Origin of the sequence: Sphingobium bisphenolivorans, from assembly GCF_000412635.1 — a bacterium.
GTDB classification, from domain to species: Bacteria; Pseudomonadota; Alphaproteobacteria; order Sphingomonadales; family Sphingomonadaceae; genus Sphingobium; species Sphingobium bisphenolivorans.
Genome location: NZ_ASTG01000032.1, coordinates 12,729 through 38,518 on the forward strand (window position 1 = coordinate 12,729; position 25,790 = coordinate 38,518).

Sequence of the window (25,790 nt, forward strand, 5' to 3'; positions counted from 1 at the left end):
GATGGCTGCGAACGATCATGACAATGCGCCGCATGGCGACAACATCATTTCGCAGGGCGAGACGGTCGAAAACCGGCCCCTTGCATCAGAGCCGGTGCCCGATCCGGAAGACATTGAGCGGCAAAGCGAACGTCAGGCCAAGATTGCCGCCCTTCCGAACAGGTCGATCGACCCCAAAAAGGCGGTCGTTCTCGCGGCGGTGGCCTGCGGCGCGATTGTGCTCGGTTTTAGCACCATCGACGCAATGCGGAGCGATCCAACCGAAAAAGCCGAGAAAGCGGAAAAGCCGGATGAAAGGCAGCTCGCCAACTACGATCCGAAGTCAATCATAGCCCCAACGCTTGCCGATGCGCCGAATGATCCGAACGCGCCGGTGCCCATGACGGAAGTGCCGGCGCTTGATGGAAGCCAAGCGCCCCGCACAGCCGGTGCAAGCGGTCGCCCCCAAAAGTCTGAGGGGCAAGTCATCGCAGAGGCGCAGCGCCGCGCCGGAATCATGGCCTATGGTGGCGAAAACGGCGGTGGGGTCGGCGGAGCGGTGGCAGCTGCCACCGGCCTGCCCATGGGCGGCGGCACAGGAGGACAGGGCGCGCAGTTGCTTGGCGCGTCGGCCGATGGCGATGGACAGGGCGGATCGCGCCGGACCAATCTCGAAAACATGCGCCAGACCTCGCAAATTGATCGGGTGTCAGGCCGCGACATTGGCAACCGCGATATGCTGATCCTCGCAGGGTCGTTCATTCCGTGCGTGCTGCAAACGGCGATGGATTCCAGTCAGCCCGGATATGTCAGCTGCATCATTCCCCGCGACATTTATTCGGACAACGGCCGCGTCGTTCTGCTGGAAAAGGGAACGCGCGTCCTGGGCGAATATCAAACCGGCGTCCAGCGCGGCAAATATCGTCTCTTTGCGGTATGGAACCGCGCGGTCACGCCTCGCGGCGTGGCGATCGACGTAGGCTCGCCCGCCAGCGATGCGCTTGGCCGTTCAGGCATGGCAGGCGGCGTGAAGAACTTTTTTTGGGAACGCTTTGGGGCGGCGTTGCTGTTCAGCTCGCTTAACGATGCCGCCTCGATCGCCGCCTCGGAAGTCTCCGACGCCGATAATGTCACTCGGGTTCCCAGCCAAGCGTCGGACACGATCTTGCGGGACACGATGCAGATTCAGCCGGTGCTTCGCATCAATCAGGGCGCGGAAGTGGGGATCATGGTCGCGCGCGACTTCGATTTCTCCAACATCTACGGCCTTCGGCTTCGGCGCGGCCAATGAGCAATACGGCTGTCCTCGAAAACGCCTTGCTGCCGTTGCGCCCTCTGCTCGCGCGTGAGGACGTAACGGAGCTGGTGATTAACAAGGCTGGCGAGGCGGCAATTGAAACGCGCGATGGGTGGTCCTGGGAGACATTGCCCGACCTGAATGAAAAGTCGCTGCTCGCGCTCGCGCGGGCAGCGGCGGCTTTCACGCATCAGGACATAAGCCAGTCCACGCCGATCTGCTCCACAATCCTCCCCAGCGGCGAGCGTGTGCAGCTGGTTGTGCCGCCTGCTGTCCCTGCCGGCACAGTGTCCATCACCATCCGCAAGCCGTCATCGGTGACGTTGACGATGGAGGATTTCGAGCGCGGTGGGCTGTTTAGCGAGACGAAGATCGCAACCCGGCAAGTCTCGCCGCTCGATGTTGAATTGCGCGATCTGCTCGACGCAGGGAAGCACGTCGAATTTTTCCAGAAGGCGGTCCAGGGCCGCAAGAATATCCTGATTTCCGGCGCTACCGGCTCGGGAAAGACGACGCTCTCTAAAGGGCTGATCCAGCTCATTCCGCCGCATGAGCGGCTGCTGACGATCGAAGACACGCGCGAATTGGTCGTTCCGCATCGCAACGTGGTCCACATGCTCTACGCGAAGGACAAGCAGGGCAGCGCGAAAATCTCTGCAAAGGATCTTCTGGAATCGGCCCTGCGTATGCGGCCTGACCGGATACTGTTGCAGGAGCTGCGCGACGGCACCGCGTTCTTCTATCTCCGCAACGTCAACTCAGGCCACCCCGGCTCGATCACGACGATCCATGCGGACTCGGCCGAACTCGCGTTCGAACAGCTGACATTGCTGGTCAAGGAAAGCGAGGGCGGCGCCGATCTGGCCCGTGACGACATTCGCGGCCTGCTCAAGCTGCTGGTTGATGTGGTCGTGCAGACCAAGAAGGTCGAAGGCCGCTTTCGCGTGACGGAGATATATTTTGATCCAGAAAACAGGCTCTAACAGGCTCGCACTGGCCCTTGTCCTCCTTCCGATCACGCTCCTGCTGATCGGCCTGCTGACCGGCACGGTGGCGTGGTTCTTCCTCAAGATGCCCGCCGCGGCCTACGATCCGCTCACCCTTCCCGGCTTCTTCTGGTATTATCGGCATGATCCTGTCGTGACCGAAGCGCTTTGGCGAGGCGCGGTCATCGGCGTGCCGCTGCCGGTGTTGCTCATGGCGATCGTCTTGCGGCCGAAAAAGAACCTTCACGGCGAGGCGCGTTTCGCGCGCGAAGGTGAAATCCGCAAGGCGGGCCTTCGCGCGAAAAAGGGCATTGTGCTCGGCCGCGTCCGCAATGGCTTTTTCCGCAACGGCTTTCTCATGGTGGGCAAGATGGAGCATGTATTGCTCGAAGCCCCGACCGGATCGGGCAAGGGCGTCGGCATCGTCATTCCCAATCTGTTGCAATGGCCGGATTCGGTTGTCGTGCTCGATATTAAGCGTGAGAACTACGAAATCACGGCGGGTTTCCGCCGCAAGGGCGGCCAAAAGGTTGTGCTGTTCAACCCTACGGACAGGGAAGGCCGCACGGCCCGCTACAACCCGCTCAGCTATATCAACAGGTCCGACCCGATTGAGGTCCTGGTCGAATTGCAGAAGATCGCCACGATGCTCTTCGTGCCCCCGGAGAAGGGCGAGGCATTCTGGACGGAATCAGCCCGCACGGCCTTTGTCGGCATAGCATCGTGGATCGCGGCCAAGCCTGAACGTCCCTTCTCGTTTGGCGAGATCTACCGGACCATCACGATGCCGGGGATGAAGGCATTCTTCGCCAAGGAAGCCGGCGATGGTGCGCTATCGGAAGGGTGCCGCGCTGCGTTGAGCGATTTTACGTCCAGCGCAGACAACACATTCACCGGCATTATCCAGACCGTCACCTCCAAGCTCAATCTCTGGATCAATCCGATTGTCGATCGCGCGACGGCCGAAAGCGACTTTTCCCTGACGGACCTTCGCCGCATCCCGACCTCGATCTATCTCGGTGTCTCGCCGGATGAACTCGATAGGGTCGCGCCGCTCTACAATCTGTTTTTCCAACAGCTGATCGACCTCAACACGCGGCAACTGCCCGACGATGGTGAAAAGCTATCCGTGCTGCTCATTCTGGACGAATTTGCGCGGCTCGGCCGCGCCCAGGTCATTGCCAATGCGTTCTCCTATGTGCGCGGCTATGGGCTGCGTCTGCTCCCCGTCATCCAGTCCCGCTCCCAGCTGCGGAATGTCTATGGTGAGCATGGCGCGGACGAAATCGTATCAAACTGCGGGGTCGAAATTGCTTTCACGCCGAAGGAGCTGCGGGTCGCAAAGGAACTGTCCGAACGCCTCGGCTATCTTGGTCAGGATGCGGAAAGCCGGTCCCTGACGATACATGGATTGCTCGCCAATCGAAGCAAGACGATCTCCGAACAGCGCCGCGCGCTGATGCTCCCGCAAGAGCTGATGCAGCTGCCCGAAGACGATATACTCGTCATCCGGGGCGGCATCCCCGTCATTCGCGGGAAGAAAATCCGCTACTTCAAGGATGCCGTGTTCCGCTCGCGCTTGACGCCTGCGCCGGAAGTGCCGGCGCTGCCCAAGCCGGTCGCGCCGATCGCGGCCGTCGATGATCTGAGCGATGAAGAGCTGGCGGCTTTCAATGATTATTCCGCACTGGCCGATGACCAGGTGCAGGACATTCCCGAAGACGTTCTCGCCCTCGATCGCGATATGCCGAACCTGACAGTGAAGGACGGCAGCATGGCTTTCGATGAAATCAACTTCGACGACATTATTGGTCCCGACCCGACGAAAGAGGAGTGGGAAGGTCAGCGCCGGGATCTAGTTCTGAGTGAAGGAGAAGAATATGGCCGATAATGACAACAGCGAACGCCAAGCAAAGACGCCGCGCTCCTACGAAATTCTTGGCCCTGGGAACAGCAAGGAAACCTTTGCGAGATTCCCCGATGCCATGAAGGCATTTGCCAAGCTGGAAAACCAATATGACCACGCGCTGACGATGCAGAAAGGCGGAAAAACCGCTTATCTGGCGTCCACGGATTGGCGCAATGATGGGTCCACGCCGGTTGCGCAATATCTGACGCCGGCTGTCGAAGAGTATAATAAGGCGCTGAAACGCGGAGCGCCTGCCGACGAATTGCGCGGACACGAAAGCAGAGTGCGGGCCGACCTTAATGCGTGGCCCCGGCAAGCGAAGCGCGAAGCGGCTCCGACCGCATCGGCCGATAAATCGCTCAATATCCATGAGGGTGAGCGAGCCAGGGCGGAGAGCAAAGACGGTGCTGCGCCCGCGAAAGCTGAGGTTCCATCGAAGGCAGCGCCAAAGGATGACAAGCAAGTTGACGACACACGCTTGGCTCTGCCCACGCAGCTCGAACGCAAATATCTGCGCGTTGGGAATGATCTTTTCCGTAGCGGCCGCGATGACAAGCCCGATATGTCGATCAAGGGCCAAGACGGCATTCGCATCAACAAGGACTATGCCATTGGCGATGCTATCGCGATCGCGAAGCACAATGGCTGGCAGTCGATCCGTGTTCATGGAAGCGACGAATTCAAGAAGGCGGTCTATCTGGAAGCGGCGCGATCGGGGGTCGAAGTGAAAGGGTTCAAGCCGTCTGAACAGCTTAAACTTGAGGGAGAAAGGCTGGCGGCGCGAGATAAGGCCCGCGAAGCACAAGACCCGGCAAAGAGAGCGAGCATGGCAAAGCAAGACCCCTCAGAATCTCGTGCTGCGGCCGAACAGTTCCGGCGCAATTCGCATCGGGATAATGCGGCCAACCCGCAATTCAAGGCCGCGCAATCGCACGTCCTGGCGGCAGCGATCGAAGCGAAAACCCGGTTCAACCAAAAGGAAGACAGGGATCGCTTCATAGAGCGGGCCAAGGAAACTGTCGCCAAGCGTATTGAGGTTGGCGCGCCGGTGCCTGCTGCCCGTTTCGAGCAACAGCGCCAGAACGAGGCTACCCGCATAGCGCGCGAGGATTTGACGCTGCGCCAGCAGGAAAGGAAGCCGTCACGCTCGCGCTAATTGCATGGCACATGCTTTTTGGAAACAGGAAACCGCACGATGAACATTCCCCGGCCTGATCCGGTGCCATCGAGAGGCGTGTCCGATCTCGATCGTCACATTGAAACCTTGCTTCGCGTGATTCATTCCAGAAACCTCGCTTGGTCTGATCTAAGCGAAGTGGGTAAACAGGTAGAACGCCCTCTGACGGACGTTGAGCAATTGCTTACAAATGTGGGCGACGACGCCCATGAAATCACCCTTGCTACCGAGACGATCATAACAGCCCTCAAGCTGCAACGTGATGCGCTCGCGATCCAAAGCTCTCGCCGTAGAACACGCTTCGGCTCGATGCTTCTGCTCATGATCCCCGTGTTCTTCGTAGGTTTGATGATTGGCACATCATACGGGATAGATGAAGGTCGGGCGCGGGAGCGTGAAGCCTTAAAGTATCCGATGCTACCACAGCTGTCCGTAGATCGTGACAGGCTCAAAACTGACGGAAGGTAGAGCGGTGGCAGCTGCCACCGCTTGCGATCTCTTGATGGGCTATGGCCTCATGAGGCACGATGAAGAAATCTGACAGGGCAAAGAAACATACCGTCAAGGTAATCGAGGCGGCTGCACGCGCTCATGAAGCTCTCGACTATTTCAACGGCAACGTCACAAATCCGTTCGATGAGCTAACATGGCCCAGCATTGCCGAAGGTTATCTTCTAGTCGCACAGAAGGCGGTATCAGACGCATTGGTCGCTTTGGAACGTGCAAACAGCGTTGGTTGGACCAAGCACGGCCAATAACTATCGTCCTGGCCCTTCCCGCGAACGATCGCGGTTCCTAGATCGTTCGCTCTGCCGCTTCCGCTCCATCGCGGCTACCGATCGCTCATGAATTGTAGGCGTTCGCCCTGCCCCCACAAATTGCCGCACCTGGTCGGCAAGCTGGCGGTCAGCTGGATCGCTGCTTGTCTCAAGCCGCTTGGCGGCAGCTAGATAGCGGTGTTGCGTCTCATTCCATGCCTGCCGCCCGCGCACCACGAAATCCGGAGCGGTGGACCGCCCCGCCAGCTGGTCTCGCGCGGCCGCAGTGATCTTCTGATTGGCAAACGGCGCAGGTGCGGTGCCGGCCATGTAGCGCTGCCTCATCCGATTCAGGGCCATGCTCTGACCGGCTCGGCCGACACCACGCGCTGCGCGAGGCGTTGCCTCGGCAGTAACCCCCCTCGCCCGCAATTCCTCTGCAAAGCGCTCCCGGTAATGATGCAGCGTTTGAGGTCGCGGGTTGAAGCGTTGCCCTGTGTCGCCGCGCGCGGCAACCGTCACATGCACGTGGGGCCGCGGTGTGTCCGTATGCAGCGCCAGGACGTAATCCCACTCATGCCCGATCTCGCTGCGCGCGACCTCGCGCACCGCTGAAAGAACCTTGTCGGGGTCTGTCCCTGCCGGCATCGAAAAAACCATGCTCACGGCGGCTACGGTAGAATTGTCACGCCAATAGACAGGATCGCCCCAATCGCGCGCCAGCTCCGCCCGAGCTTCCTTGTCAGTCAGTATGTCGCCATCACGCGTTTCAAGCGGCACATCGCCTTTCCGGCCGATATAGTCGAAATGCGCAGCCGCGTGGTTCTTGCCCTTCGGCCTGCCCGTAACCTTGACCATGACCTCCGGGGCACGGCTGACAACGCGAGCAAGCCGCGCCCGCGTGCTCCCGCCCTGGCCTGCCCGCCTCGAACTCAGCGAGCGCAGCAACATATCGGCCCCGCGCCTGTTCGGGTCGCTGGTCAGCTTTGGTTTGAACAGCGCGGCAAGCTGTCCCGCCTCAAAGCTGCTATCAAAGTCGCTCACTGGAAACCTCCCAATAGGACAGGTCAGCTTTCGTAGCGGCGCCGATACCTTCGACGGCCGCCCCGATCGCCGCGCGCAGGTCGTTGACCTTTTGCAGCTCGCCGGCGATCTCCGCTGCATTGTCCGCCAGCGCCATCTTGTTCGCGGCTCGGGCGATCTGATTCACGTTGCGCCCAATGCGCTGCAACGCCTGACGGCAATTCAACAGCTCTTCGCGCAATTCGCGATCGACAGGCGCGGCAATGCCGATGTGTCGCCGCACAAGAGCCATGGCCCAGGTCGCCGGGGTCATGCGGCGCTCTTTTGCGCGATGGCGGATCACGGCCAGTTCGGTTTCGGTCGGCCGAAGATAAAGGCGATGCTCGCCAGCGGCCTCGCGGTCGACAAGAGGTGCGGCCTCGCTGGCCGCCCCGGACTGCCGGAGCACGGCGTCAACCAGTTGACGCATGAAGGGGCCGCGCCCTCCCCTCGTCTGCGCAAGCGCGTCAATCTTTGCGAGCTTGGTTGCCTCGATCTTGAAGCCCAGCGTCTTTTCCATGTGGGGTAGGTATCTCCCAACCGTGAAGCGCGATCCGATAGGATTGAGCGTATCGGTTAACATTAGCCGCCGCAAGGCTTATCCTGCCATACAGTAGATACCTACCCCACAAACAAAAAGCGGTGGCAACTGCCACCGCTCTAAATTCCACGTCGCCTCGATGCTGAGAGAACGTGGACGGTAAAAGCTATCAGAAGTCGAAGGTTTGGGGCGCGGCCTCGCCGTCGAACCGAACCGTGACCTGGCCACTTAGAACAATCCCGCGACGGCCCTGAATGATGATAGCCGGTGCGTCGGTAGCCTCTTTCGGCTGACGGGGGGCGCGCGGCTTGTGATCGGAAGGATCGGCAATCACGGCCCCCTCCCCTTCCCGCTCGTCGTCGTGAGCGTCCAGTTCAGGCCGCTCCCGACGATCGTCCGTCGCACTGGTAGCAGCTGCCACCAAGGCGCGCGATTCTTGGGGCGACGCTGGATCGTCGATCGCTTTAGCGGCACCGGCCTGCGCTGTCTCTTCCTCGGGGCTGCCTTGGAGCGTAGCAAGAAACTGCTCACAGGCGGCGGCTGTCGGATTTTCGTTTGCTGCCACGAAATTGCGCGTGGCCTGCTCGTCCAGCTCGATCGCGTGTTTGATCGCGACGGCGGCACGCGGAGAACAATTCTTCAACGCGGCAAGAATGTCCTCGGGCAAGGTGCGCAGCGAGTAGAGCCGCTTCACTTCCGAATGCGGCTTGGCGATGCGCGCGGCTAGATCCTTTGTCGAGAGCGTGTCACTGACGCGGCTCGCGATGAAACTGACGCGCTCAGCCAGACTTAGGGCTTGGCGTTGCTCGTTCTCAAGAAACTGGTCGAGGCCAATATCGCGCTCGGCGTCCGCCTGATCCAGAACGGTGTCGATCTGGTCGAAACCAAGCTGGCGGCACGCGCGATAGCGCCGCTCTCCGTAGCGGATGATGTAGCGACCGTTCGATGTTGGCGCGACAACGATGGGTTGCAGCAAGCCGCGGTCCTTGATGGTTGCGGCCAGTGCATCAATCTCGGCCTGGTCGAACTCCCGGCGAACCTGCGTGGGGTCTGGATCAATGTCATCGAGCGGAAGGCGCTGAAACCGTCCAGCTGCCTTGAACTCGGTATTCGCGGGGACGGCCGAAAAGTCCATCGCGTCCATATCGAAGTCGGCAAAGCTCTTCTTTGCCGGTTTGACAGCTGCCTTGCTCATGCGGCTTCCCTCTCAGCTTGATCGACAATGTAGGAGACGACTTCGCGCACGATCGGCGCGCTACGCCGCGTGTCCTTTGCCAAGCGCCAAACGGGAATTTCGAGTAAAGCCGCCTCGCGCATGTGCTCGCGGTGCGGAATGGTGTGCGGCACCACATTGGCAGGAAGCGCCTGCCCAATGCGGTCCATCAGCATTTTTGAAACTTCGCTCGTTGTCTGAACGCGGTTGAACACGATCCCGAACCGGGTCGCGTTACCCTCCCCGCGCACCTTGTTTGCAAGGCTGATGCTTTGCGAGATTTCGTTGAGAGACTGACGCGCGGTTTTGTCGGGGTCCAGTGGGACCGCGACATAATCGGACGCAATCAGCGCCATGAGGTTCCGGCCATCCCACGCGGGCGCAGTGTCGATCACGCAGTAGTCGTAGTGCTTGGCAAGGCCGGCACGAATGGCGCGGACATAAGCGCCGATGTGCTGGCCTTGCTGCGGGCTGTCAGTCGTCAACTCGACGATCTGCCGTGTGTTCTTGAAACAGGCCAGCGCCGGAGGTTCTTCGTTCGGGTCGAAGTCAAGAATCGACTGAACCGGGCCGATCTGCTCGAACTCGGCTTTCAGCATCCCGGCACTGTGGCATTGCTTGTCCAGGTCCAGGACCACGACACGCTTGCCCTGCTCGGCCAGATGCCACGCAATATGACAGGTAAGCGTGGTCTTGCCGATGCCGCCGCGCTCATTGGTCACTACGATTGTTCGCATTGAGAATCCCTTCAATGGCTGCGCCACGGGCTACTTGTGCCAGCGGTTATGGGCGGCGCTGTTTCCCGATCCGAAGCGATACTGCGACTGCATATACCATGGGTTCGGATCGTCGTTCAGGTTGAGGCCCTTGCCCTTGCGGCGCGGGCCGGTCTGTTCGGTTGGTGGGTCTTTGCCGAAGAAAACGATCAGCACGAAGACGGCGACGGCTCCCACTCCTAGCCAGCCAAAAGCGAAATAGGCCGCGAGTCCGACTGCAAGGACGACGATCAGCGCGGTTGCCGCGATCGCAAGCCACAGGGCAAGCGATGCCCAAAGCATGACAGTCCGTAGCACGCTGGCTGCGCGCCGAAGTTTGCTGGCAATCTCACGGCGCATAGCGGCCTCCTAAGCTGTTCGGCTCTCGCCTCGCTCGGAGCCGATCAACTTAGGGAAAGGCTGCTCCCTGAAGATGTTCGGCACCTCGGTTCGCAGGGCACGCGACATACGTAGCGCCGTCAGCAAAGTGGCGTCCTGTCTGCCGTTCTCGATGGCCGCGACTGTTTCAGGGGAGACTTGAATCCTCGCTGCCAGCTCGGATTGCGTAAGTCCGGAAGCGACGCGCAAGCTCGCTACACGATTGAACAGTTTGGCTGCCACACATGCCTCACGTAGTTAAACCCTATTCTTGTTAGGGTCTGTGAAAAGCATTGTCCACAAAAAAGGGCGGCCACCAGGCCGCCCTTTTTAGGTGAAAGGGGGGGGCTTAGTCAGCCCCGCCCCGAACCAAGATACCCAGCCCCTCAGCGATCAGGTCCACCGAGTAGCGGGTTTCGCCATTGCTCTCGTAGCTGTTCTGGCGGACCCGTCCGGTGATGTGAACCAGGTCGCCCTTGCCCAAGTCAGCGGCGCGCTCTGCCAGCTGGCGGAAGAACGTCACGCGGTTCCAGTGCGTATCGGTCTTCCATTCATCGCCATCCTTGCGGTTGTAGTTCGCGGCGACGGAAACATGGGTGACTTTATCGGTCGTATCGACACTGCCAACGCGGCCGATGATCCGAAATTCAGCGATGTTCTGCATGGTAGTCTCCTTTGGATAAGCGTTGCTGACGGATTTTTTGCGGCGGAGCTGAGCTACGCGGGCAAGCTGAAAATGGGAGGGTCCGCTTGCGGAAACCCAAGGCCGAAGGCCGGTTTTCTGCTTGCCCGCATTAGTGGCGATGCGGAGTTCGTATCCGTCAGACAGCAACGCCCAAAGGAAACGGCCCGAGTAGATGCAGCAATTTGGACTGGCGGCGGTGGCAGCTGCCACCGGCCATTGGCACCCATAGGTCGCTGCGCTCGATCGGCACGGCGGGGATTGGAAAACCCTGTCGCGGCTCCGCCGCTCTTTCCGTAGCTGGCAGTCCGTTGACGCGGGCAGGGGACTGCCGGTGGCAGCTGCCACCGGCTTGAAGCCGAACAGAAAGAGCAATCAGCGGTTCCGCTCACGATGATTTCGCTGAGGGCTGGGTTCTTGCACCTGGGCGGCACGATGGGCCGCCCATACCCGCTTGACGGTGCTGCGGTCGCAATCGGCCAGCTCTGCCGTTTTGGCAATGCTCTTGCCCGCTTCGCGCAATGCCACAATGCGGGCGTGCGTTGCCCGATCGCCTTTGCGCCCTCCGCTGCGCCCTGCGGCCTTTGCCAAGGCGATACCTTGGCGCTGTCGCTCGCGGCGATCGGTGTAATCGTCGTGAGCCATCTGCAGGGCGATCTTCAAGAGCATCGCCTGAACAGATTCGAGCACGATGCGGGCGATGCCCTCGGCGTCGGCCGCGAGGTCGGACAGGTCCACGACGCCGGGAATGGCAAGTCGCGCGCCTCGCGCACGAATTGTCTCAACCAGCTGCTCGGCCTCGGCCAAGGGAAGACGACTAATCCGGTCAATCTTCTCGGCAATCACCACTTCACCGGGTTGAAGATCGGCAATCATGCGCAGCAACTCGGGGCGGTCGGCACGGGCACCCGATGCCTTCTCCCGATAGACTGCCGCGACATAATAGCCCGCTGCCTTCGCCTCGGCTACGATGGCATCCTGTCGGCGTAAGTCCTGTGCATCGGTGCTGACGCGCAAATAAACGCGGCCGATCTGCGGCGCGAAGGCGGGGGACGGCTCAATATCAGTGGCCATCGTTTGTTGAAGCTTCCTTGCCTAGCTGGGGACCATCCGGGGGCGAGGCCAGCATGTTGGATATGCTGGCTTCTGCGCTCGCGATCGCATCGCGGATTTCATTGGCCTGTTCGCGCAGCGCCGCCAATTGGCGGTCGCGCGGCAAAATTGCCCTCAGCCAATTAGCGCGCTGCTCGATTTGAGCGATCTGTTCGGCAAAAAACTGAGCGTCGGATCTCATCCGATCAAGCTCAGCCTGCGCCACGCGTAGTTTGCGGTTCCAAGCGGAATCGCGCGCCTTCGCTCGCCTGACCTCGTCCCGGTCTTGCTTGGCTTTGCGCTTCCGCTCCTGATCTAGCGCCTTTTGCAAGGCATCGCGTTTCCTGATCCGCTCGGCCTCAGCCGCTTCATCACGCCTGCGCGCGATCAAAGCATCCAGCGCCGAACGATCGTGAATGTCTATGTTGTTGCAGACCCATCTGATCCTTCGGAATGCCTTGTCCTCGATTTGGCCGATGCGGCTTGGCGACACACCGACGATCTTTGCAGTCGCGGCAAGAGTGAGCGCGGGAGAGGGGCCAAGCCCGATCCGCAAGCGGACAACCTGTTGCTCATGCGGTTCCAGCATCGCGATCAACCGCTCGACGGTTCGATGGTCGGTGATCGGCCTCTCTACATCGCGCTTTGCAAGCCGAGCTGCGAACAGCTCCATGGCCGATTTCATCGCGTCGTCCTGACCGTCCATGCAGGGTTTGAACCTCGCTCGTCCAAATATGGCGCACAATCTATACCATCTGCGCTAGGCGCGAAAGCCATGGCGCAAATAGCTTCTAGAGCAACCCTATTGCGCCATGCTGCCCGTGCCGACATTCTGCGCCTAGCCAGAAGGACGCGAACACGATGCCAACCATATACCTGAAACGAACATCGCCGTTGATGGCCCAGCTCGGGGCCAACATCTCTCGCGAACTAAAGAAACTAGGCATAACTCAAGGGGAGTTGTCCGAACGCTCGGGCGTTGCGGCGTCACATATTTCATACATGGTGCGCGGACATGGTAATCCAACGCTTGCCACCTTGGAGAGCCTTGCCGATGCTTTCGGATTATCGGCTGTCGAATTATTGGCAGCGGATAGCACTTCCCGCGACAAGTCCTGAAAGGCAGTCGCTTTATTTGATCGGAACAATCTATGTCCAGTAACCCGCCCCGCGAATTTGACCGACTGCTACAAGATGCGCCGCTGGTGCGGGCAATGGGGGGAGCACTCTCGATGTTTGCCACGCTGCTTGCGCGTCAAGGCATTGTCGAGGCGAGCGAGGTTGCAAACTTGCTGGGTATCTATGCGGTCGCCACAAGCGAAGTCGATAATGAAGAGGGCATGATCTTGGGATGCTGGGCAGCTATGATCCGCGACGTGGCGGAGCAACAGCGCACATCTGCTCGCAAATAGCCCCGGCGCGCACGGCGCTAGCCGTGAGCCGCTTCGATCTTCTGGGCCAGCTCAGCCAGGTGATCGGAAGCAAGTAGATCCTCGGCGGTAAGATCGGCCGCGAAAAACTCGCTTCCGCTGGGTGGCGCGCGATCGGCGGCGAAAGCGGCCAGATAGGGCCGCGCCTCGTCCGTTGCGATCCAGCGCCAGAAAGCATTGCCCTGGCCGAATAAACCGCTCTCGAACATATCGAGCCGTGCTTGTGCGAAGTCGGTCAATTTGCGTCTCCTGACAATCAGGCGGTTCGGCAAAAAAAGGGAGGCCGAAGCCTCCCTTTGTCTTACTGGAACAGTTTGATGAAAGCGGGCGCGAGGCCGATGACTGCGAGGACGAAACCGACGCTGCCGATGACCCAAGTCTGTGCCGTCAGCTTGCTTTCGATTCCCTTGTTCGCCTCCTGAACCTTCACGGCGATATACTCCTCAATAGCCTCTACAACTTCCGCTGCGGCGTCGTCGGACAGATTAGCCGCTTTCAGTGCTCTAAACAATTTGATGTGCATCCGGTTCTCCTTCTCGTTGGTGACGGGAGACACCCGGCATGGGCACCGGCGCCGGCTGTCAGGGACCGCGAAGCGGCCGCGGTAGCGGGCGGTGGGGGAGCCGATTTGCGCAGCAAATTGGGGGAACCGCCGATCCTTGAAAGCTGGCGCGCACCCATGCCAAAATGCCACGACACACAGAGAGAAGAGATTGCGCGGGGCGGGGTTCGATGCCCCGTCCCGCGCTCTGCATGGCACCGAGATCATCGGTTTCGCCCAGCGGGCGAAAAGGGGCGGGCTAAGCCCGCCCCTCCGGCGTCAGCCGGATTGGCCGCGCTTCGCCTTGGCCGCCAGCACGACCGCGACGACTTGCGGATAGACGCATTCGCCGCGCTCGATGTTGCGGATGCCGGGGCCGTCGAGCACGTCCTTGATACGGTCCTCGATGATCTGGCCCAGCTCGGCCGCAACCGCCTCGATGTCAGCACTCGTCTTGCCGATAAACATCGGGTCTTTCGGCCACATGCTTTCCGCGTCGAAATGATCCTTATCGTTCAACGCGGTCGCCAGCGCCTCGATCGCAGCATTTCCAAGCGCACGCTCGAAAGCCAGCTGAGCGAACAGACGATGAGACATAACAACCTCCTTGTTGCCGGAATTGGCGAGGCCAAGGGGAGGGCAGCGCCGGGTCGGGTCAGGGACCGCGAAGCGGCCGCGCTAGCGGGCGGTGGGGGAGCCGATTTGCGCAGCAAATTGGGGGAACCGCCGATCCTTGATGCGGCCTGGTGCAGCCCTCATGCTAGGAAGACACTGACGGGGGGATTTAACGAACTAACGCCCGTCCATCGGGCGGACCTTCACCCTGCGCCGTCTCGCGCCCGAACGATCGCGCTGTATTCCAGCAGCGTTTGTCGGACATTCTCATCATCCATCACATTGAGCGCATGGCCGGTGGCCGATGCCTGATCCGTCCGCATTTCGAGCCAAGCGATCCGCGCCGTGTTCGGCACAACGCGACCATGCTCAAGCGCGATCTGCTCGCTGTAACCGGCGATAACATCGTTGATGGCCTCAAGGGCTGCCTCATAGGCGATGGCCTGATCTTGGGTCCACAAGGGCGCTGTCGGTGTGGGGGCAGTCACCTTGCCATATAGAGAGGGCAACTGGTCTCCCGGCAAGCGCAAACTACGCCATTTGCGCTTGCCGGGAGTGGGCGGCCCTACCGGGGGGCTTGGGCCGTTGATGGGCCTATAATCCTCAAACTCACAACGCCAAATGGCGTTGGATAGATTGAAAGGGCGGCGCGACAAACAGATGCCCCCTCGAAGCGCATCGCGCGACGTTGCGCATGGACCGCGACAATTCTCGCTTTCAGTTGTCGCTTAACCAAGCGAGCTGCTGACCGATTCCAAGCCCCTCCATCGGAACCGATGCGCGCCGTTCGATCTGCGGCCAAAGGGGATCGCGATAGTTGCGGCCTGCGAGAACGATCAGCGGCGCGGCGGCGTCGATCTGCTCGGCCATTGCTTCGATCACGCGCGCGCCCCAAAGGCGGCGCGCGCCTGCCTTCATCGCGCCTAGCTGTAGGGGCTCGCAATCGTAGCGGCGTCTGCTCGCCAACAGCGCGATTTCCTGCTCACGCTATCTGCCACTGGCGCGTGGCGCCGTGCTCAAATTAGCTGCCAATGTGCTCGCCCTCATCCGGCGCTGCTCGCAAACGAGGCGTCGCACTCACGCTGTCTGCCAACAACTTCGACCGCCAGCGGGAGGTCGATCAGACGGCCATAGGCTGTCCCGTTTCTCCATCTGCACCGGGCAGTTTCGGGAAAAGCCAATCGGGAACACATTTCGGGAAAATGGCACCTCGTTGCCATCGAGCGCGCCTTGCCGCCGTCAGCCGTCCCACTCGACCTTCGTTTGCGGGAAAGTACGGTTTGTTATCTGCGTCGTAGCTGGTGCGACACGAAGAAGAGGACGCCCGACGCGATCACACACCATCCTGCCATCCAGAGAAGTTGGGTGGGCAGTGCGACGCCGGCATCGATCAACGTGCCGGTGAGGCCGGGACCTACAGCGGTAGCAAGCACCATTCCCGACACAGTGATCGCCCGGATACCTCCCAGATGCGCGGTGCCGTATATTTCCGGCCATAGAGCGCCCAGCAGGGTCGACGTGAAGCCGTAACTGACCCCGAACAGCAGCATGAACAGGTAGATGCCCCAGACAGGGGTCACCAGAGCGGCAACCAGGATGGCAATGAACAGAGGAAAGAGGAAAAAGGGTAAGATGCGCACGGCGCTGTAGCGATCGATCAACGCACCACAGACCAGACCGAATATCACCGTTGTGACTGCCATCACGGGGAACGCGGCCGCGAAGGCAAGTCGGTCATAGCCGCGCAAGTCGATCAGATATCCCTGATGGAAGAAGATGGTGGTGCCGATAAAAGGGGGCGCCAGCACCCCTGCCAGAAGCAGCCAGAAGGTCGGATCACGGACTACCTCGGCCTGCGTCCAGTCACGCACCGCCGGTATGTCGGCCGACACGACCTCGCTTTGAGGTACACGCTCGATCCTGAGCAGAAACACGATCAGTGGGAAGGCCACCAGCAGGATGGTAGCTGCCGCCAGTACCCAGGCGCCCTGCCATCCAAGCCATGAGCTGATGAGGACGAACGCCAGCGGCAGCACAGCCTCGCCAGTCTGGTGGCCGGGGACGATCAATGAGATTGCACGACCACGATTTGCCGAGAACCAGCGTCCCACCACCGTGTACGCGGTCTCCGTCATCATGCCCTGCCCAAACAGCCGAAGCAGGTAGAGGCCGATCGCCAACCCGACCACGTTCGGCATGAAAGGGAAGATCAGACAGGATGCCGCCAGCGCCGGAAGAACAAAGAGCGCAACGCGCCACGCCGGCATGATATCGAGAAGACGCCCTAGCCACGGCAGCGTTAACGCACTTCCAAGCGTCGCCAGCATGTAAAGTCCGCCGAAAGCCCCGCCCGAAAGGTGGAACGTTCTACGGATTTCACTGCCGGATAAGCCGATGAAGAAGGTTTGCCCAAACGATGAGAAAAGCGTGAGCAGAAATCCACATGCGAGCCATCGAAAGTTGGCGCGCAAGAAGGTGAGCATGGGTAATCTCAATCGGGTAAGAGGGACAGATTGTCGGCTTGAGGTCGTCCATCACGGCCTTCTGCAAGGTCAAAAGACCAGCGTTGGTGTTTGCGTATCTCGCCAACTCCGGCGCGCAGCACGGCTTTGATATGCAAGAAAACTTTGGGTTGTTTGTCGTCGCGCGAGATGAAGCCATATTGCCCCTTCGCATCGACATATTTGACCGTGCCGGTCGGCATGATCCTCTCCTTATTGTAGCGTCAGGTGCCTCGTGCACATTCAAGGCACGTCGGCACCTCGGGTGCATGATCTAGCCGGGCGATCGCGATCTCCTCGCCGCAGGTCACGCACCAGCCATACTCACCGCTGTCGATGCGCTTGAGAGCAGCATCGATCCGCTCTCGCTCCTGGGCGCGACGCCGCTGGGATGCGAGCGCCATCGCCTGGACCTGCATGGCGTCGATCCTTGAAAGCCGGCCGACACTTTCCTGATCCAGCGTGACCGGGGCGCGGTCTGCTTCGCTCAGTCTGTCCTCATCGACCAGCGCCGCTCGCCTGGCGAGCAGTCGCTGGCGAACGGCGTTGGGGTCGAGGTCCATCGTTAACGGACCAGCAGCACTGGAACGTGGACGGTCCGGATCATCGTCGTCGTCGTGCTGCCCACGATGAGGGTACGCAGTGGCGAGTGGCCATAGGCTCCCATGACCAGGATGCTGTCAGCGTTCGCCATCAGGTAATCCGGGATAACCTGCTCAGGCTTTCCTTCGTCCACAAACGTGTCGACGCTAAATCCGGCCATGCGGAGTGGCTCGGCCGCCCTTGCAAGGATATCGTGGCCGTCGGGTTCACGGACGCCTGCAGATACCAGGTGCACAGGCAGGCCGCTGAACAGCGGTGACGCCGCCACCATGGCGACGGCGCGGGTCGCAGCCGCACTATCGTCGTAGGCGATGACCACCGAACGCGGGGTCTGCTTGAACTCGCGCGGCGCAATGAGCACCGGCTTGTCGCTGGCGCGGACGACGCGCTCCACCTTGGAGCCAATGTGCTCCATGGCGAATTGGCCTGATGCACCACGCTTACCGATCACGAGAAGGCCGGCATCGGCCTCACGCTCGACGATCGTCTCGACGATGCCGCCATGCAGGTGCATCGACGACACAGTGACGCCATGGCCCTTCAGGCGTTCGATGCCCGCGTCGAGGAGGATACGCCCTTCCTCGATCGCGAGACGTCCAGCTGCTTCCTCGATCCGGGTCAGCTCTTCGAGCAGCTCACTTTTGACACCGAGACCGATTGCTCCGCTGTGGTCGTGCCGTGCGGCGATCGCGTCTTTTCGTTGAACGATGTGGAGCAGTTCGACATCCACACCGAGGCCTTTTGCAGCCCATGCTGCCAGATCGACGACGCTGGTTGCGTAAGTGGAGGCGTCGATACACGCCAAGATACGGCTCATGATGCCCTCTCCTTAGTGAGCACCCAGCGCTGCTTCGGCGCCGGGCTTATCGTGAATGGCAAAGCGGTCGACCATCGTCGCGCTTGCCTGGTTGAGGCCGAGAACATCGACGTGCGTGCCCTCGCGGCGGAACTTCAGGATCGCCTTGTCGAGGCTGCCGACTGCTGAAATGTCCCAGAAATGCGCCGCGGAAACGTCGATAACGACGCTATCCAGGACCTCCTTGAAGTCGAAGGCGTCGGCGAACCGTTCGGACGAGGCGAAGAACACCTGACCCGACACGCGGTAGGTGCGCGTCTTGCCGTCGCCGCTCAGCTCCGACGAGACGTCGAACAGGCGTTTGACCTTGCTGGCGAAGAACAGGCCTGAAAGCACCACGCCGGCGACCACACCCTGGGCGAGGTCATGGGTCGAGACGACCACCAGCACCGTCACCAGCATGACGACCGACGACTGCCACGGATGGCTCCTGAGGTTCTTGATCGATCCCCACGAGAAGGTGCCGATCGACACCATGATCATGACTGCGACAAGCGCCGGCATCGGGATGCGGGCAACCAGCGGTCCCAGGACGACGATCAGGAACAGCAGGAAGACGCCGGAAACGAAGGTCGAAAGCCTCGTCGAGCCGCCTGACTTGATGTTGATGACCGACTGACCGATCATGGCGCAGCCGCCCATGCCGCCGAGGAAGCCGGTAAGGAAATTGGCGATCCCCTGCCCCTTCATCTCGCGACGCTTGTTCGAGGGCGTGTCGGTCAGATCATCGACGATCTGGGCGGTCATCATCGATTCGAGCAAGCCCACGGCGGCCATTGTCAACGAGAACGGAAAGATGATCCGCAGAGTGTCGAGCGTGAACGGCACCTGTGGGATCCAGAACGAAGGAAGCGACGAGGGCAGCTTGCCCATGTCACCAACCGTGTTGACCTTGATCCCTGCGTAGATCGATACGGCCGTGAGAATGACGATCGCTACCAGTGGCGACGGCACCGCCTTTGTCAGGCGCGGGAATAGGTAAATGATGGCCAGCCCCACTGCCACCATCGCGTAGGTTTCCCACCCGACATTGGTGAGCTGGGGGAGCTGCGCAATGAAGATGAGGATCGCCAGTGCGTTGACGAAGCCGGTGATCACCGAGCGAGACACATACTGCATCAGCAGGTCGAGCTTCAGAAATCCGGCAATCGCCTGAATGATGCCCATCAGGATCGTCGCAGCGAACAGGTACTCGACGCCGTGGTCGCGGATCAGCGGCAGGACGAGAACGGCGATTGCCGCGGTTGAAGCCGAGATCATGCCCGGGCGACCGCCCACCAGCGAAATGATGACGGCGATCGAGAAGGAGGCAAATAGCCCGACGCTTGGATCGACGCCGGCGATGATCGAGAAGCCGATCGCTTCCGGGATCAAGGCGAGCGCGACAACGATGCCCGCCAGGGCGTCTCCCTTTGGATTGGATAGCCAATCCTGTTTTATCGATGTGATGCTTGTCATGAAGCCTCTGCTTGAAAGGTGTGTGCAGGTTCGACCTGCGTCATGCATTCAACGGCAACCCCGCTTCAGGCGGTGTCAGCCATCAGCCGGGCGTTCGCCCGGTCTCTGTCGGTGATGTAGTCCCGGGTGAGCGGCACGGCGTCGACACGCCGTGCGAGCTGGATTTGAAAGTTCATGTGTCCCTGGTGCCGGAACGCGCTTTCGCTTGCTGCGAGGTAGAAGTCCCACATGCGGCAGAAGCGTTCGTCGTAGAGCTTTGCGATCTGTGGACGATGCGCGCGAAAACGCCGCTGCCACTCGACCAGCGTCTCAGCATAGTGAAGCCGTAGGATCTCGATGTCAGTGACCCACAGACCGGCACGCTCGATTGCCGGCAGCACCTCGGACAGTGCCGGGATATAGCCGCCCGGGAAGATGTACTTCTCGATCCAGGGATTGGTGATGTCGGGTCCGTCCTTGCGACCGATCGAGTGGATCACCGCAACGCCGTCATCTGTCAGCAGCTCGGCGACCTTTTGGAAGAAGGTGTCGTAGTTGGGGACGCCGACATGCTCGAACATGCCGACTGAAACGATCCGGTGGAACGAGCCTTCAACGTCGCGATAATCGGTAAGCTCGAAGCGCGCGTTGCTGAGCGAGGCGCGCTCGCGCGCTACCCGGAGCTGTTCGCCAGACAGGGTAACACCGAGTACCGAGACTTGCTCAGTGGCGGCAACTTCGAGCGCCATTCCACCCCATCCGCAGCCGATGTCGAGAACGCGCTGGCCGGGCTCCAGCAACAGCTTGGAGATGAGGTGGCGCTTTTTGGCGAGCTGCGCCTCCTCCAGCGTCATTCCAGCTTCGGCGAAATAGGCGCAACTGTACTGCATGTCGGCGTCGAGAAAGAGCCGGTAGAGGTCTAGCGATAGGTCGTAATGATGCTCAACATTGCGTCGCGAGCGCAGGCGCGCATTGGTCTGTTGAAACCGGCGTTTAAGCCGAAGTGCGACGTTGCCAAGATTGGACTGAGACAGCTCGAGCGCCGCCTGGTTGCGAAACACCAGCGCGAAGAACTCGGCAAGCGTGCCTTTGACTAGCACCAGCTCGCCATCGACGAACGTCTCACCCAGTGCGAGATCAGGGTTGGCGACGATCCGGCGGGCCGCTGCCGCGGTAAGGCCAAGGATGACTTCTGGACCGGAACGGTCACCGAAGTGGAGCAGCTCGCCAGAGCTACCATCCACAAAAGCTAAGTTGCCGACCGTCAGAATACGATCGAGGAGAAGGGAAAGGGCACGCCCCGGATGGACGTGGGTGGAATCGAACAAGCGGTCTTGGTCGTCGGATTGTACCGCGCAAAGCGTCATCGGCTAATAACCTTAGCTGAGCGTACACGCGTGCTGCACAGCACAGGGCTGCGAAAGGCCGAGTGTCAGCGATCAGATTAACGGGGGGACAAGCCCAAGCGGCAGCGACCAAGGTGGTCAGCAAGCGGCGGGGTTTGTCAGGTTATCCCGGGGATAGGCGCCGGGCCGAGCCACCTAGCATAAAGCGCTAGGTCCGGCGGATGCCGGCGCACTTAGACGAAATGAATCTCCTGCGCAAGAGGAAACTGCGTAGGCACCTCGACGAGCTTAGCGCCTACCTCCAAACAAGCTATCTGTCCCAAAACACCATCCCATTCGGGACGGTCGCGGCCAGCGCGCTTCGACTGGTTCAGTCGTAAACGTATATCTGTGCCCGTTTTATGCGCCACCCGCTGTTCGCAAAAACCTTCCTTTCTGACGACCTTGCCGGCGGGCCATGACCGCAACGCATTTCTGCCGCCCGCCGCTTGTCAGAACTGTTCTGAAAACCTGCTTCGCAAAAGCGCCTGCCGGCGACGGGTTTGGAGAACCCACGGGCGGGGAGCGTGAGCACGACGCCCCGTTTGCAAGCAGCGCCGGATGATGGCGAGCACACTGGCAGATAATTCGAGCAGGATGCCACCCGCCAGTGGCAGATAGCGTGAGCAGGAAATCTGGCTGTTTGCGAGCAGACGCCGTCATGATTGCAAGCGCCTACACCTAGCGTTTCGTCATAGGGCGCGATGACGGTTTCCGGGGCGATCAGGCCATGCTTTGCTGACAGGATGAACCATGCGCCGCCCTGTCGTTCGACATAGGCACGGGCCTTCTGGAACCATGGCGATGCGTAAAGATCGCGCGCCGGGGCGGGGCGGTCCAGCTTCGCAGCAACGCAAGCGACAAGGAAAACCGGAGACGGGGACGGGGGAGGGTCGATGACAGACGGCGGCGCTACCTCAAGATCGGCAATGACGGTGCAGCGGCCCCATTTCTGCAATTGGCGCTGCCATCCTTTCGGCGGTCCCTTGCGCTCGGCAACGTGGGAAAGGGTCGGGCCGCCGAACAGGTCGGGTTGTTCCCCGATGCGTTGCACCGGGGGAACGTAGCGGGGTTCTCGGATGCAATGGCGGGCCATGCTCGATTCCCCTTAAAAGGCGAAAGCGGTCTGGCCGCTCGCCTCGGTGAAGCTGTCGCTATCGCCTGCGGCGTAGCGGTCGCGGCCCTTGGTCGACCATTGCAGGAAACCGGCACGGTCATAGGAAAACCAACCGTCCTCGATCCCGACGATGAAGGCCCATGCCTCATCTTCGGCGCAAAGGCCGTGAGCGTTGATCGCCCAATATTCGGCGCTGCGGTCCTGCTTGCACGGGGACGGGGCGGAAAGGCTTAGGATCAGCGCGGCGCGGTCGGTCGGCTCGGTGGCGTCCATCGCGCGCATGATCTGGCGGGCCTCGGCGGTGTTGATATGGCCGCTCGCCTTCTTGTCCTCATGGTGCGAGTGGCGAAGGCCATAGGCAACGGCCTTGAAGATGTTGCGTGGTTCGGTGAACTCCTGCGTTTCGAGCAATTCGCGCCATTTCCCGGCGCTGATAAGGTCCACCGCATGATGCCAGAGCGAATGAACGCGGTTGCTGTAGCCGTGGCGGTTCGTCACGCCATCGCGGGCGATCTCGATCCCTAGCGCGCGCTCGACGTGCTGCACGAAAGGATGGGCGGCAAGCAAAGGATGGCGAAGGCCGATCTTGCGCGGCTCGTCCTGCTCTGCACGGATAACCTCTATGGGGAACTGAAACAGGCGCGACGGCAGATTCCACGGCGCGGAAAGGGGAAAGTCACGGGGCACATCAAGCGCCCCGTTAATATCCAGCACAAAGCCGTTTGGCGCGAAGCCTGCGGCAATGATCTGGTCGCCCAGCTGGTTGGCCTGCGCGGTGCGTATCGCGGCGGCGGCGCTCATGCGCTCAACTCCGCATAGGTGGCGCTGCACTCGTAGCGGATCGCATCGCCATCCCACATAGGACCGCAAACGCCCTTGAATTTCGGTGCGCCCTGCAACTCAAGCCGCTGGCTCGGATTGCTGTTGTAACCGCTGCATTGAAGCCCCTCGACCGCTGCCCGGCTGACGATGGTTTCAAAGGTCGCGCCCTCGATCTCGATCCGGTCAAAGTCCTGCTCGGTCTGGCGGTAGATACGGATTTTCATGGGCTTTCCCTTCCTAATTGAGCCGAAGGCGATGACGGGTCATCGACTTCTGCCGAAAGCGGGCGACGCTGGGCCGGGGAATGCCGCAAACGGGGCCGATCAGGGGGGAGGGGGATCACCCGCCCTGCACGGAGCGCAGCGAAGGAAGGACGGGGAAACCCGCCTGATCGCCAAGCGGAGCCGCGCAGCGGCGGAGACGGTCTAGCCCTTGCGGCAGGGGGCAGGAACAGGCCCCAAACGCGACAAATCAGCGCGGCGGCTTGCCGCCTCAATCTGCGCCAGGACAGGCGGTGGCAGCTGCCACCGCCTGCACCGATCAACCCGGCTTGCGGATCGCAAGCAAAACAGTGTTCACGTTGGTTCCGGCGTGGGCGAAAGAACCGGGGGGAAGGTCGATCCATTTGCGACCGTGGAAATAGATCGCCTCGCAACCAGCGATCATGCGGTGTAGCGCCTTGTGGCGCTGATCCTCGCCATACTCTGCCCGCGCGCTCATGATCGCCACCAGCACGCCTCCCGGTTTGAGAAAGGCGAGGGCATGGCGCACATGGTCACAGTCGCGGCCTCGATCAAAAGGCGGGTTCATTATCACCGCGTCGAACGGTGTGTAATGGGCCGGGTCCAATGCGAGAAAATCGCCCTCGATCGCATCGGCAAAGCCATGGATTACGCGTAGTTCGTGGGCGAAGCCCGGTTGCAGCTCCACGCAAGTTACATCGGCACCAGCGTTGCGCGCGGCCGAAGCAAGCGCGGCCTTTCCCGCGCTAGGCTCTAGAACGCGCTGGCCTGTGCTGATCCTCGCATGTTCGATGACCTGGGCGGCGATCTCCGGGGAAGTCATGAACGCGCCGAAGTTCTTGGCGGGCGTGATATGATAGGCCGGGGCCGCTTCTGCCTCGGTCGTTTCGTAACCATCACCGATGGCCTCGCCGTAATATTCCGCGAGCAACAAATTCACGCTCTGCAGAAGGTCGTCGCGCTCGAACCATATGTGAAGATTGCCATTCTTGAAAATGCGAACGCGGAAATAGTCGCCCTCGATCACGGTTGGCAGCGATCCGCGCACGCGCGCGGCATCGGCAACCTGTGAGGCGATGCTGTGGCCCTCTGAAACAGGGGGCTTTTCGTCCAGTTCCAGAAAGACGCGCTCCACGTCCCGCAACGTGTCGCGGCGCTCGTATCGGTCCCATGATCCCCATTCGTTCAAGGCGCGGTCGATGATGAGACGCGCGCCGATCTTGAAACCGTTGTGCGAGCGAAAGCGGCGATCCAGCTTGGCGAAGACGTTGGCGATGCCGCGCAAATAGAGGTCGCGCCGGTTGGTCCAGATATTCCCGAAAGTCGCGGCGCAGTTGTCGGGCGTGAACGGCACGGGATCATCGCGCAAGCCGTCATGAAACTCCTTTCGGGCCTGCTGGTCTAGCAGCTGGTCGAAACCCAGCTGCTCCATGAGGGCCGCCCAGCACCGGCGGTCCATCGTGTGCGTCAAGACGCGCTCGAAATTGTCGCGTGCGTCGATGGTCTGGCGCGCTCCCGTCTCCTTGTCGCGCTGGTCGATAGGCTGCGACTGGATGAAAGCGCGAGTCAACGTGTCCTCGGTCCAGTCGCGGCCACATGACAGTGACAATGCGCCGCCAAGGGTCAGGCGCGCCGCCTCGTCGCGGGTTGCATGGTAGGTGTCATAGAGGCCCAGCCAAAGGGCTATGGCCTTATCTCGGCCGTCGCAAATATCCGCAATCTGCGCGGGCGTCATAAGCTCCTGGCCCATGCTCACGCCCCCCCGATGATAAGAGCACCAAAGCCGAAGCCCTCGGCGGCGTCCTCGATGGTGGTCACAAGGCCGTCAAAATCTTCATCCGGTCCTAGTAGGTCGGCAATCTCGATGACGGCGGGAAGGTCAGCGCCATGATTTTCGGCAAGGTCTTTGATGTAGCCGAAGCGGTCAAAATTGCCCTCTTCCTCATAGCGAGCGAGCGGAATGGTGCGTGCGGCGTTGATCCGAAGAATCGTTGCCAACGGAATGTCGGTCATGTGCTGTTTTCCCTGCCTTGAATGGAGCCGAAGGCGATGACGGGTCATCGACTTCTGCCCAGCGGCGAGCAGGGGCGGGGAATGCCGCAAGTCAGGGCCGATCAGGGGGGAGGGGGATCACCCGTCCTGCACGGAGCGAAGCGAAGGAAGGGCGGGGAAACCCGCCTGATCGCCAAGCGAGGCCGCACAGCGGCCGAGACGGGCCAGCCCTTGCGGGAGCGAGGCCGCACAGCGGCCGAGACGGTCCAGCCCTTGCGGGAGGGGGCAGGAACAGGCCCCAAAGTCGAACAGCGGACGCGGCGGCATTGCCGCCTCAATCTAGGGAAAAGCGCCCGCCAGGTCATAGCATAGCGGCGACCTAGCGGATGCTGCGGGATCGTGCCCCGGGGGATGGTGTAA

At 61.0% G+C, this 25,790-nt stretch carries 32 protein-coding genes, 2 pseudogenes and 1 other annotated feature; of the genes and pseudogenes, 9 read left to right on the forward strand and 25 right to left on the reverse strand.

The genetic code is table 11. The annotated features are described in order from the left end of the window. Window position 1 precedes the first annotated feature (1 nt). From virB10 to L858_RS0118130, 6 genes are read left to right on the forward strand one after another with little or no spacing between them, the layout of a single operon-like run. A complete protein-coding gene (virB10, locus tag L858_RS0118105; RefSeq protein WP_020819806.1) occupies window positions 2-1,270 on the forward strand; it encodes a type IV secretion system protein VirB10 in 1,269 nt (422 codons plus the stop codon). Beyond that, window positions 1,267-2,259, forward strand: coding sequence for a P-type DNA transfer ATPase VirB11 (gene virB11, locus L858_RS0118110; protein WP_022684496.1), 993 nt, complete (start codon window positions 1,267-1,269; stop codon window positions 2,257-2,259). The genes virB10 and virB11 overlap by 4 nt, the downstream gene beginning before the upstream one ends. After that, window positions 2,237-4,153 (forward strand): type IV secretory system conjugative DNA transfer family protein, encoded by a 1,917-nt coding sequence (locus L858_RS0118115; RefSeq protein WP_020819805.1) that lies wholly within the window; start codon window positions 2,237-2,239, stop codon window positions 4,151-4,153. Before virB11 ends, L858_RS0118115 begins: the two co-directional genes overlap by 23 nt. Beyond that, window positions 4,143-5,327: an LPD7 domain-containing protein gene (locus tag L858_RS0118120; protein ID WP_022684497.1), complete on the forward strand. Its 1,185-nt coding sequence runs from the start codon at window positions 4,143-4,145 to the stop codon at window positions 5,325-5,327. The genes L858_RS0118115 and L858_RS0118120 overlap by 11 nt, the downstream gene beginning before the upstream one ends. Window positions 5,328-5,366: 39 nt before the next feature. Next, window positions 5,367-5,816 carry a hypothetical protein gene (locus L858_RS0118125; RefSeq protein ID WP_022684498.1) on the forward strand — a complete coding sequence of 150 codons (450 nt, stop codon included), beginning with the start codon at window positions 5,367-5,369 and terminating at the stop codon, window positions 5,814-5,816. Between the two features lie 59 nt (window positions 5,817-5,875). Continuing rightward, window positions 5,876-6,106: a hypothetical protein gene (locus L858_RS0118130; protein WP_022684499.1), complete on the forward strand. Its 231-nt coding sequence runs from the start codon at window positions 5,876-5,878 to the stop codon at window positions 6,104-6,106. Here the strand turns inward: L858_RS0118130 and L858_RS0118135 are convergent, their stop codons facing one another. The 9 genes from L858_RS0118135 to L858_RS0118175 all read right to left on the reverse strand — a co-directional run bounded on the left by L858_RS0118135 (window position 6,107) and on the right by L858_RS0118175 (window position 12,535). Further along, complete coding sequence (locus L858_RS0118135) at window positions 6,107-7,150, reverse strand: relaxase/mobilization nuclease domain-containing protein (protein WP_004213271.1); 1,044 nt, start codon at window positions 7,148-7,150, stop codon at window positions 6,107-6,109. After that, the gene (gene mobC, locus L858_RS0118140) at window positions 7,137-7,688 is read right to left on the reverse strand and encodes a plasmid mobilization relaxosome protein MobC (RefSeq protein WP_004213273.1); all 552 of its coding nucleotides are present in this window, start codon (window positions 7,686-7,688) and stop codon (window positions 7,137-7,139) included. Before mobC ends, L858_RS0118135 begins: the two co-directional genes overlap by 14 nt. Window positions 7,689-7,878: 190 nt before the next feature. Next, the gene (locus L858_RS0118145; RefSeq protein ID WP_022684500.1) at window positions 7,879-8,904 is read right to left on the reverse strand and encodes a ParB/RepB/Spo0J family partition protein; all 1,026 of its coding nucleotides are present in this window, start codon (window positions 8,902-8,904) and stop codon (window positions 7,879-7,881) included. Then, window positions 8,901-9,659, reverse strand: a complete 759-nt coding sequence (locus L858_RS0118150) for a ParA family protein (protein ID WP_004213275.1) — start codon at window positions 9,657-9,659, stop codon at window positions 8,901-8,903. The genes L858_RS0118145 and L858_RS0118150 overlap by 4 nt, the downstream gene beginning before the upstream one ends. A 30-nt stretch (window positions 9,660-9,689) precedes the next feature. Then, complete coding sequence (locus tag L858_RS0118155; RefSeq protein WP_004213276.1) at window positions 9,690-10,037, reverse strand: hypothetical protein; 348 nt, start codon at window positions 10,035-10,037, stop codon at window positions 9,690-9,692. Between the two features lie 9 nt (window positions 10,038-10,046). Further along, window positions 10,047-10,298 (reverse strand): helix-turn-helix transcriptional regulator, encoded by a 252-nt coding sequence (locus tag L858_RS0118160; RefSeq protein ID WP_007016081.1) that lies wholly within the window; start codon window positions 10,296-10,298, stop codon window positions 10,047-10,049. A gap of 106 nt (window positions 10,299-10,404) precedes the next feature. Continuing rightward, window positions 10,405-10,719, reverse strand: a complete 315-nt coding sequence (locus L858_RS0118165) for a single-stranded DNA-binding protein (RefSeq protein WP_004213277.1) — start codon at window positions 10,717-10,719, stop codon at window positions 10,405-10,407. 393 nt (window positions 10,720-11,112) lie between these two features. After that, window positions 11,113-11,811, reverse strand: coding sequence for a recombinase family protein (locus L858_RS0118170; RefSeq protein ID WP_004213279.1), 699 nt, complete (start codon window positions 11,809-11,811; stop codon window positions 11,113-11,115). Continuing rightward, complete coding sequence (locus L858_RS0118175; protein WP_022684501.1) at window positions 11,801-12,535, reverse strand: sigma factor-like helix-turn-helix DNA-binding protein; 735 nt, start codon at window positions 12,533-12,535, stop codon at window positions 11,801-11,803. Before L858_RS0118175 ends, L858_RS0118170 begins: the two co-directional genes overlap by 11 nt. A gap of 155 nt (window positions 12,536-12,690) precedes the next feature. On the opposite strand from L858_RS0118175, the gene L858_RS21435 reads away from it, so the two are divergent. Both L858_RS21435 and L858_RS0118185 read left to right on the forward strand, forming a co-directional pair. Continuing rightward, the gene (locus tag L858_RS21435; protein ID WP_081643395.1) at window positions 12,691-12,948 is read left to right on the forward strand and encodes a helix-turn-helix domain-containing protein; all 258 of its coding nucleotides are present in this window, start codon (window positions 12,691-12,693) and stop codon (window positions 12,946-12,948) included. Between the two features lie 32 nt (window positions 12,949-12,980). Continuing rightward, window positions 12,981-13,241, forward strand: a complete 261-nt coding sequence (locus L858_RS0118185) for a hypothetical protein (RefSeq protein WP_225870704.1) — start codon at window positions 12,981-12,983, stop codon at window positions 13,239-13,241. A gap of 17 nt (window positions 13,242-13,258) precedes the next feature. On the opposite strand, the gene L858_RS0118190 is transcribed toward L858_RS0118185, so the two are convergent. The 16 genes and pseudogenes from L858_RS0118190 to L858_RS0118270 form a co-directional block, all read right to left on the reverse strand. Further along, window positions 13,259-13,498 (reverse strand): hypothetical protein, encoded by a 240-nt coding sequence (locus L858_RS0118190; protein WP_004213290.1) that lies wholly within the window; start codon window positions 13,496-13,498, stop codon window positions 13,259-13,261. Between the two features lie 62 nt (window positions 13,499-13,560). After that, window positions 13,561-13,782 (reverse strand): hypothetical protein, encoded by a 222-nt coding sequence (locus L858_RS0118195; protein WP_004213291.1) that lies wholly within the window; start codon window positions 13,780-13,782, stop codon window positions 13,561-13,563. Between the two features lie 297 nt (window positions 13,783-14,079). Next, complete coding sequence (locus tag L858_RS0118200; RefSeq protein WP_006953908.1) at window positions 14,080-14,397, reverse strand: hypothetical protein; 318 nt, start codon at window positions 14,395-14,397, stop codon at window positions 14,080-14,082. Between the two features lie 221 nt (window positions 14,398-14,618). Next, window positions 14,619-14,876 (reverse strand): hypothetical protein, encoded by a 258-nt coding sequence (locus L858_RS0118205; RefSeq protein WP_006953903.1) that lies wholly within the window; start codon window positions 14,874-14,876, stop codon window positions 14,619-14,621. 256 nt (window positions 14,877-15,132) lie between these two features. Beyond that, window positions 15,133-15,342: pseudogene (locus L858_RS20620) on the reverse strand (DUF6884 domain-containing protein); the annotation flags it as partial. A gap of 356 nt (window positions 15,343-15,698) precedes the next feature. Then, the gene (locus tag L858_RS0118215; protein ID WP_022684502.1) at window positions 15,699-16,898 is read right to left on the reverse strand and encodes an MFS transporter; all 1,200 of its coding nucleotides are present in this window, start codon (window positions 16,896-16,898) and stop codon (window positions 15,699-15,701) included. 8 nt (window positions 16,899-16,906) lie between these two features. Further along, window positions 16,907-17,119 (reverse strand): cold-shock protein, encoded by a 213-nt coding sequence (locus tag L858_RS0118220; protein ID WP_022684503.1) that lies wholly within the window; start codon window positions 17,117-17,119, stop codon window positions 16,907-16,909. Window positions 17,120-17,140: 21 nt separating this feature from the next. After that, window positions 17,141-17,479 carry a TraR/DksA family transcriptional regulator gene (locus L858_RS0118225; protein WP_022684504.1) on the reverse strand — a complete coding sequence of 113 codons (339 nt, stop codon included), beginning with the start codon at window positions 17,477-17,479 and terminating at the stop codon, window positions 17,141-17,143. A 2-nt stretch (window positions 17,480-17,481) separates the two neighbouring features. Continuing rightward, window positions 17,482-18,336, reverse strand: a complete 855-nt coding sequence (locus L858_RS0118230) for a universal stress protein (RefSeq protein ID WP_022684505.1) — start codon at window positions 18,334-18,336, stop codon at window positions 17,482-17,484. Between the two features lie 12 nt (window positions 18,337-18,348). Further along, window positions 18,349-19,833 carry a SulP family inorganic anion transporter gene (locus tag L858_RS0118235; protein ID WP_022684506.1) on the reverse strand — a complete coding sequence of 495 codons (1,485 nt, stop codon included), beginning with the start codon at window positions 19,831-19,833 and terminating at the stop codon, window positions 18,349-18,351. Window positions 19,834-19,898: 65 nt separating this feature from the next. After that, entirely contained in the window at window positions 19,899-21,140 is a 1,242-nt protein-coding gene (locus L858_RS0118240; RefSeq protein WP_037504961.1) for an SAM-dependent methyltransferase, read from the reverse strand. Window positions 21,141-21,319: 179 nt separating this feature from the next. Continuing rightward, window positions 21,320-21,377 (reverse strand) — a sequence feature (sul1 is cis-regulatory element that is thought to sense ions involved in sulfur or methionine metabolism; They are found in Alphaproteobacteria). A gap of 499 nt (window positions 21,378-21,876) precedes the next feature. Further along, window positions 21,877-22,293: pseudogene (locus L858_RS22355) on the reverse strand (DUF6884 domain-containing protein); the annotation flags it as partial. 12 nt (window positions 22,294-22,305) lie between these two features. Next, the gene (locus tag L858_RS0118250) at window positions 22,306-23,115 is read right to left on the reverse strand and encodes a hypothetical protein (RefSeq protein WP_022684509.1); all 810 of its coding nucleotides are present in this window, start codon (window positions 23,113-23,115) and stop codon (window positions 22,306-22,308) included. After that, window positions 23,112-23,360: a hypothetical protein gene (locus L858_RS0118255; RefSeq protein WP_006953897.1), complete on the reverse strand. Its 249-nt coding sequence runs from the start codon at window positions 23,358-23,360 to the stop codon at window positions 23,112-23,114. Before L858_RS0118255 ends, L858_RS0118250 begins: the two co-directional genes overlap by 4 nt. A gap of 316 nt (window positions 23,361-23,676) precedes the next feature. Then, a complete protein-coding gene (locus L858_RS0118265) occupies window positions 23,677-25,128 on the reverse strand; it encodes a DUF4942 domain-containing protein (RefSeq protein ID WP_022684510.1) in 1,452 nt (483 codons plus the stop codon). A gap of 2 nt (window positions 25,129-25,130) precedes the next feature. Beyond that, window positions 25,131-25,391: a hypothetical protein gene (locus tag L858_RS0118270; RefSeq protein ID WP_022684511.1), complete on the reverse strand. Its 261-nt coding sequence runs from the start codon at window positions 25,389-25,391 to the stop codon at window positions 25,131-25,133. A gap of 36 nt (window positions 25,392-25,427) precedes the next feature. Here L858_RS0118270 and L858_RS22095 point away from each other — a divergent pair, with 36 nt between their 5' ends. Continuing rightward, window positions 25,428-25,742 carry a hypothetical protein gene (locus L858_RS22095; protein ID WP_193742892.1) on the forward strand — a complete coding sequence of 105 codons (315 nt, stop codon included), beginning with the start codon at window positions 25,428-25,430 and terminating at the stop codon, window positions 25,740-25,742. Window positions 25,743-25,790 lie beyond the last annotated feature (48 nt).

Excerpts from the sequence above, each read along its gene's own strand:
- virB10 (WP_020819806.1), top strand. The coding sequence starts at position 2 with ATGGCTGCGAACGATCATGACAATGCGCCGCATGGCGACAACATCATT.
- virB11 (WP_022684496.1), top strand. The coding sequence starts at position 1,267 with ATGAGCAATACGGCTGTCCTCGAAAACGCCTTGCTGCCGTTGCGCCCT.
- L858_RS0118120 (WP_022684497.1), top strand. The coding sequence starts at position 4,143 with ATGGCCGATAATGACAACAGCGAACGCCAAGCAAAGACGCCGCGCTCC.
- L858_RS0118125 (WP_022684498.1), top strand. The coding sequence starts at position 5,367 with ATGAACATTCCCCGGCCTGATCCGGTGCCATCGAGAGGCGTGTCCGAT.
- L858_RS0118130 (WP_022684499.1), top strand. The coding sequence starts at position 5,876 with ATGAAGAAATCTGACAGGGCAAAGAAACATACCGTCAAGGTAATCGAG.
- mobC (WP_004213273.1), bottom strand. The coding sequence starts at position 7,688 with ATGGAAAAGACGCTGGGCTTCAAGATCGAGGCAACCAAGCTCGCAAAG.
- L858_RS0118145 (WP_022684500.1), bottom strand. The coding sequence starts at position 8,904 with ATGAGCAAGGCAGCTGTCAAACCGGCAAAGAAGAGCTTTGCCGACTTC.
- L858_RS0118150 (WP_004213275.1), bottom strand. The coding sequence starts at position 9,659 with ATGCGAACAATCGTAGTGACCAATGAGCGCGGCGGCATCGGCAAGACC.
- L858_RS0118155 (WP_004213276.1), bottom strand. The coding sequence starts at position 10,037 with ATGCGCCGTGAGATTGCCAGCAAACTTCGGCGCGCAGCCAGCGTGCTA.
- L858_RS0118165 (WP_004213277.1), bottom strand. The coding sequence starts at position 10,719 with ATGCAGAACATCGCTGAATTTCGGATCATCGGCCGCGTTGGCAGTGTC.
- L858_RS0118170 (WP_004213279.1), bottom strand. The coding sequence starts at position 11,811 with ATGGCCACTGATATTGAGCCGTCCCCCGCCTTCGCGCCGCAGATCGGC.
- L858_RS0118175 (WP_022684501.1), bottom strand. The coding sequence starts at position 12,535 with ATGGACGGTCAGGACGACGCGATGAAATCGGCCATGGAGCTGTTCGCA.
- L858_RS21435 (WP_081643395.1), top strand. The coding sequence starts at position 12,691 with ATGCCAACCATATACCTGAAACGAACATCGCCGTTGATGGCCCAGCTC.
- L858_RS0118185 (WP_225870704.1), top strand. The coding sequence starts at position 12,981 with ATGTCCAGTAACCCGCCCCGCGAATTTGACCGACTGCTACAAGATGCG.
- L858_RS0118195 (WP_004213291.1), bottom strand. The coding sequence starts at position 13,782 with ATGCACATCAAATTGTTTAGAGCACTGAAAGCGGCTAATCTGTCCGAC.
- L858_RS0118200 (WP_006953908.1), bottom strand. The coding sequence starts at position 14,397 with ATGTCTCATCGTCTGTTCGCTCAGCTGGCTTTCGAGCGTGCGCTTGGA.
- L858_RS0118215 (WP_022684502.1), bottom strand. The coding sequence starts at position 16,898 with ATGCTCACCTTCTTGCGCGCCAACTTTCGATGGCTCGCATGTGGATTT.
- L858_RS0118220 (WP_022684503.1), bottom strand. The coding sequence starts at position 17,119 with ATGCCGACCGGCACGGTCAAATATGTCGATGCGAAGGGGCAATATGGC.
- L858_RS0118225 (WP_022684504.1), bottom strand. The coding sequence starts at position 17,479 with ATGGACCTCGACCCCAACGCCGTTCGCCAGCGACTGCTCGCCAGGCGA.
- L858_RS0118230 (WP_022684505.1), bottom strand. The coding sequence starts at position 18,336 with ATGAGCCGTATCTTGGCGTGTATCGACGCCTCCACTTACGCAACCAGC.
- L858_RS0118235 (WP_022684506.1), bottom strand. The coding sequence starts at position 19,833 with ATGACAAGCATCACATCGATAAAACAGGATTGGCTATCCAATCCAAAG.
- L858_RS0118250 (WP_022684509.1), bottom strand. The coding sequence starts at position 23,115 with ATGAGCGCCGCCGCCGCGATACGCACCGCGCAGGCCAACCAGCTGGGC.
- L858_RS0118255 (WP_006953897.1), bottom strand. The coding sequence starts at position 23,360 with ATGAAAATCCGTATCTACCGCCAGACCGAGCAGGACTTTGACCGGATC.
- L858_RS0118265 (WP_022684510.1), bottom strand. The coding sequence starts at position 25,128 with ATGGGCCAGGAGCTTATGACGCCCGCGCAGATTGCGGATATTTGCGAC.
- L858_RS0118270 (WP_022684511.1), bottom strand. The coding sequence starts at position 25,391 with ATGACCGACATTCCGTTGGCAACGATTCTTCGGATCAACGCCGCACGC.
- L858_RS22095 (WP_193742892.1), top strand. The coding sequence starts at position 25,428 with ATGACGGGTCATCGACTTCTGCCCAGCGGCGAGCAGGGGCGGGGAATG.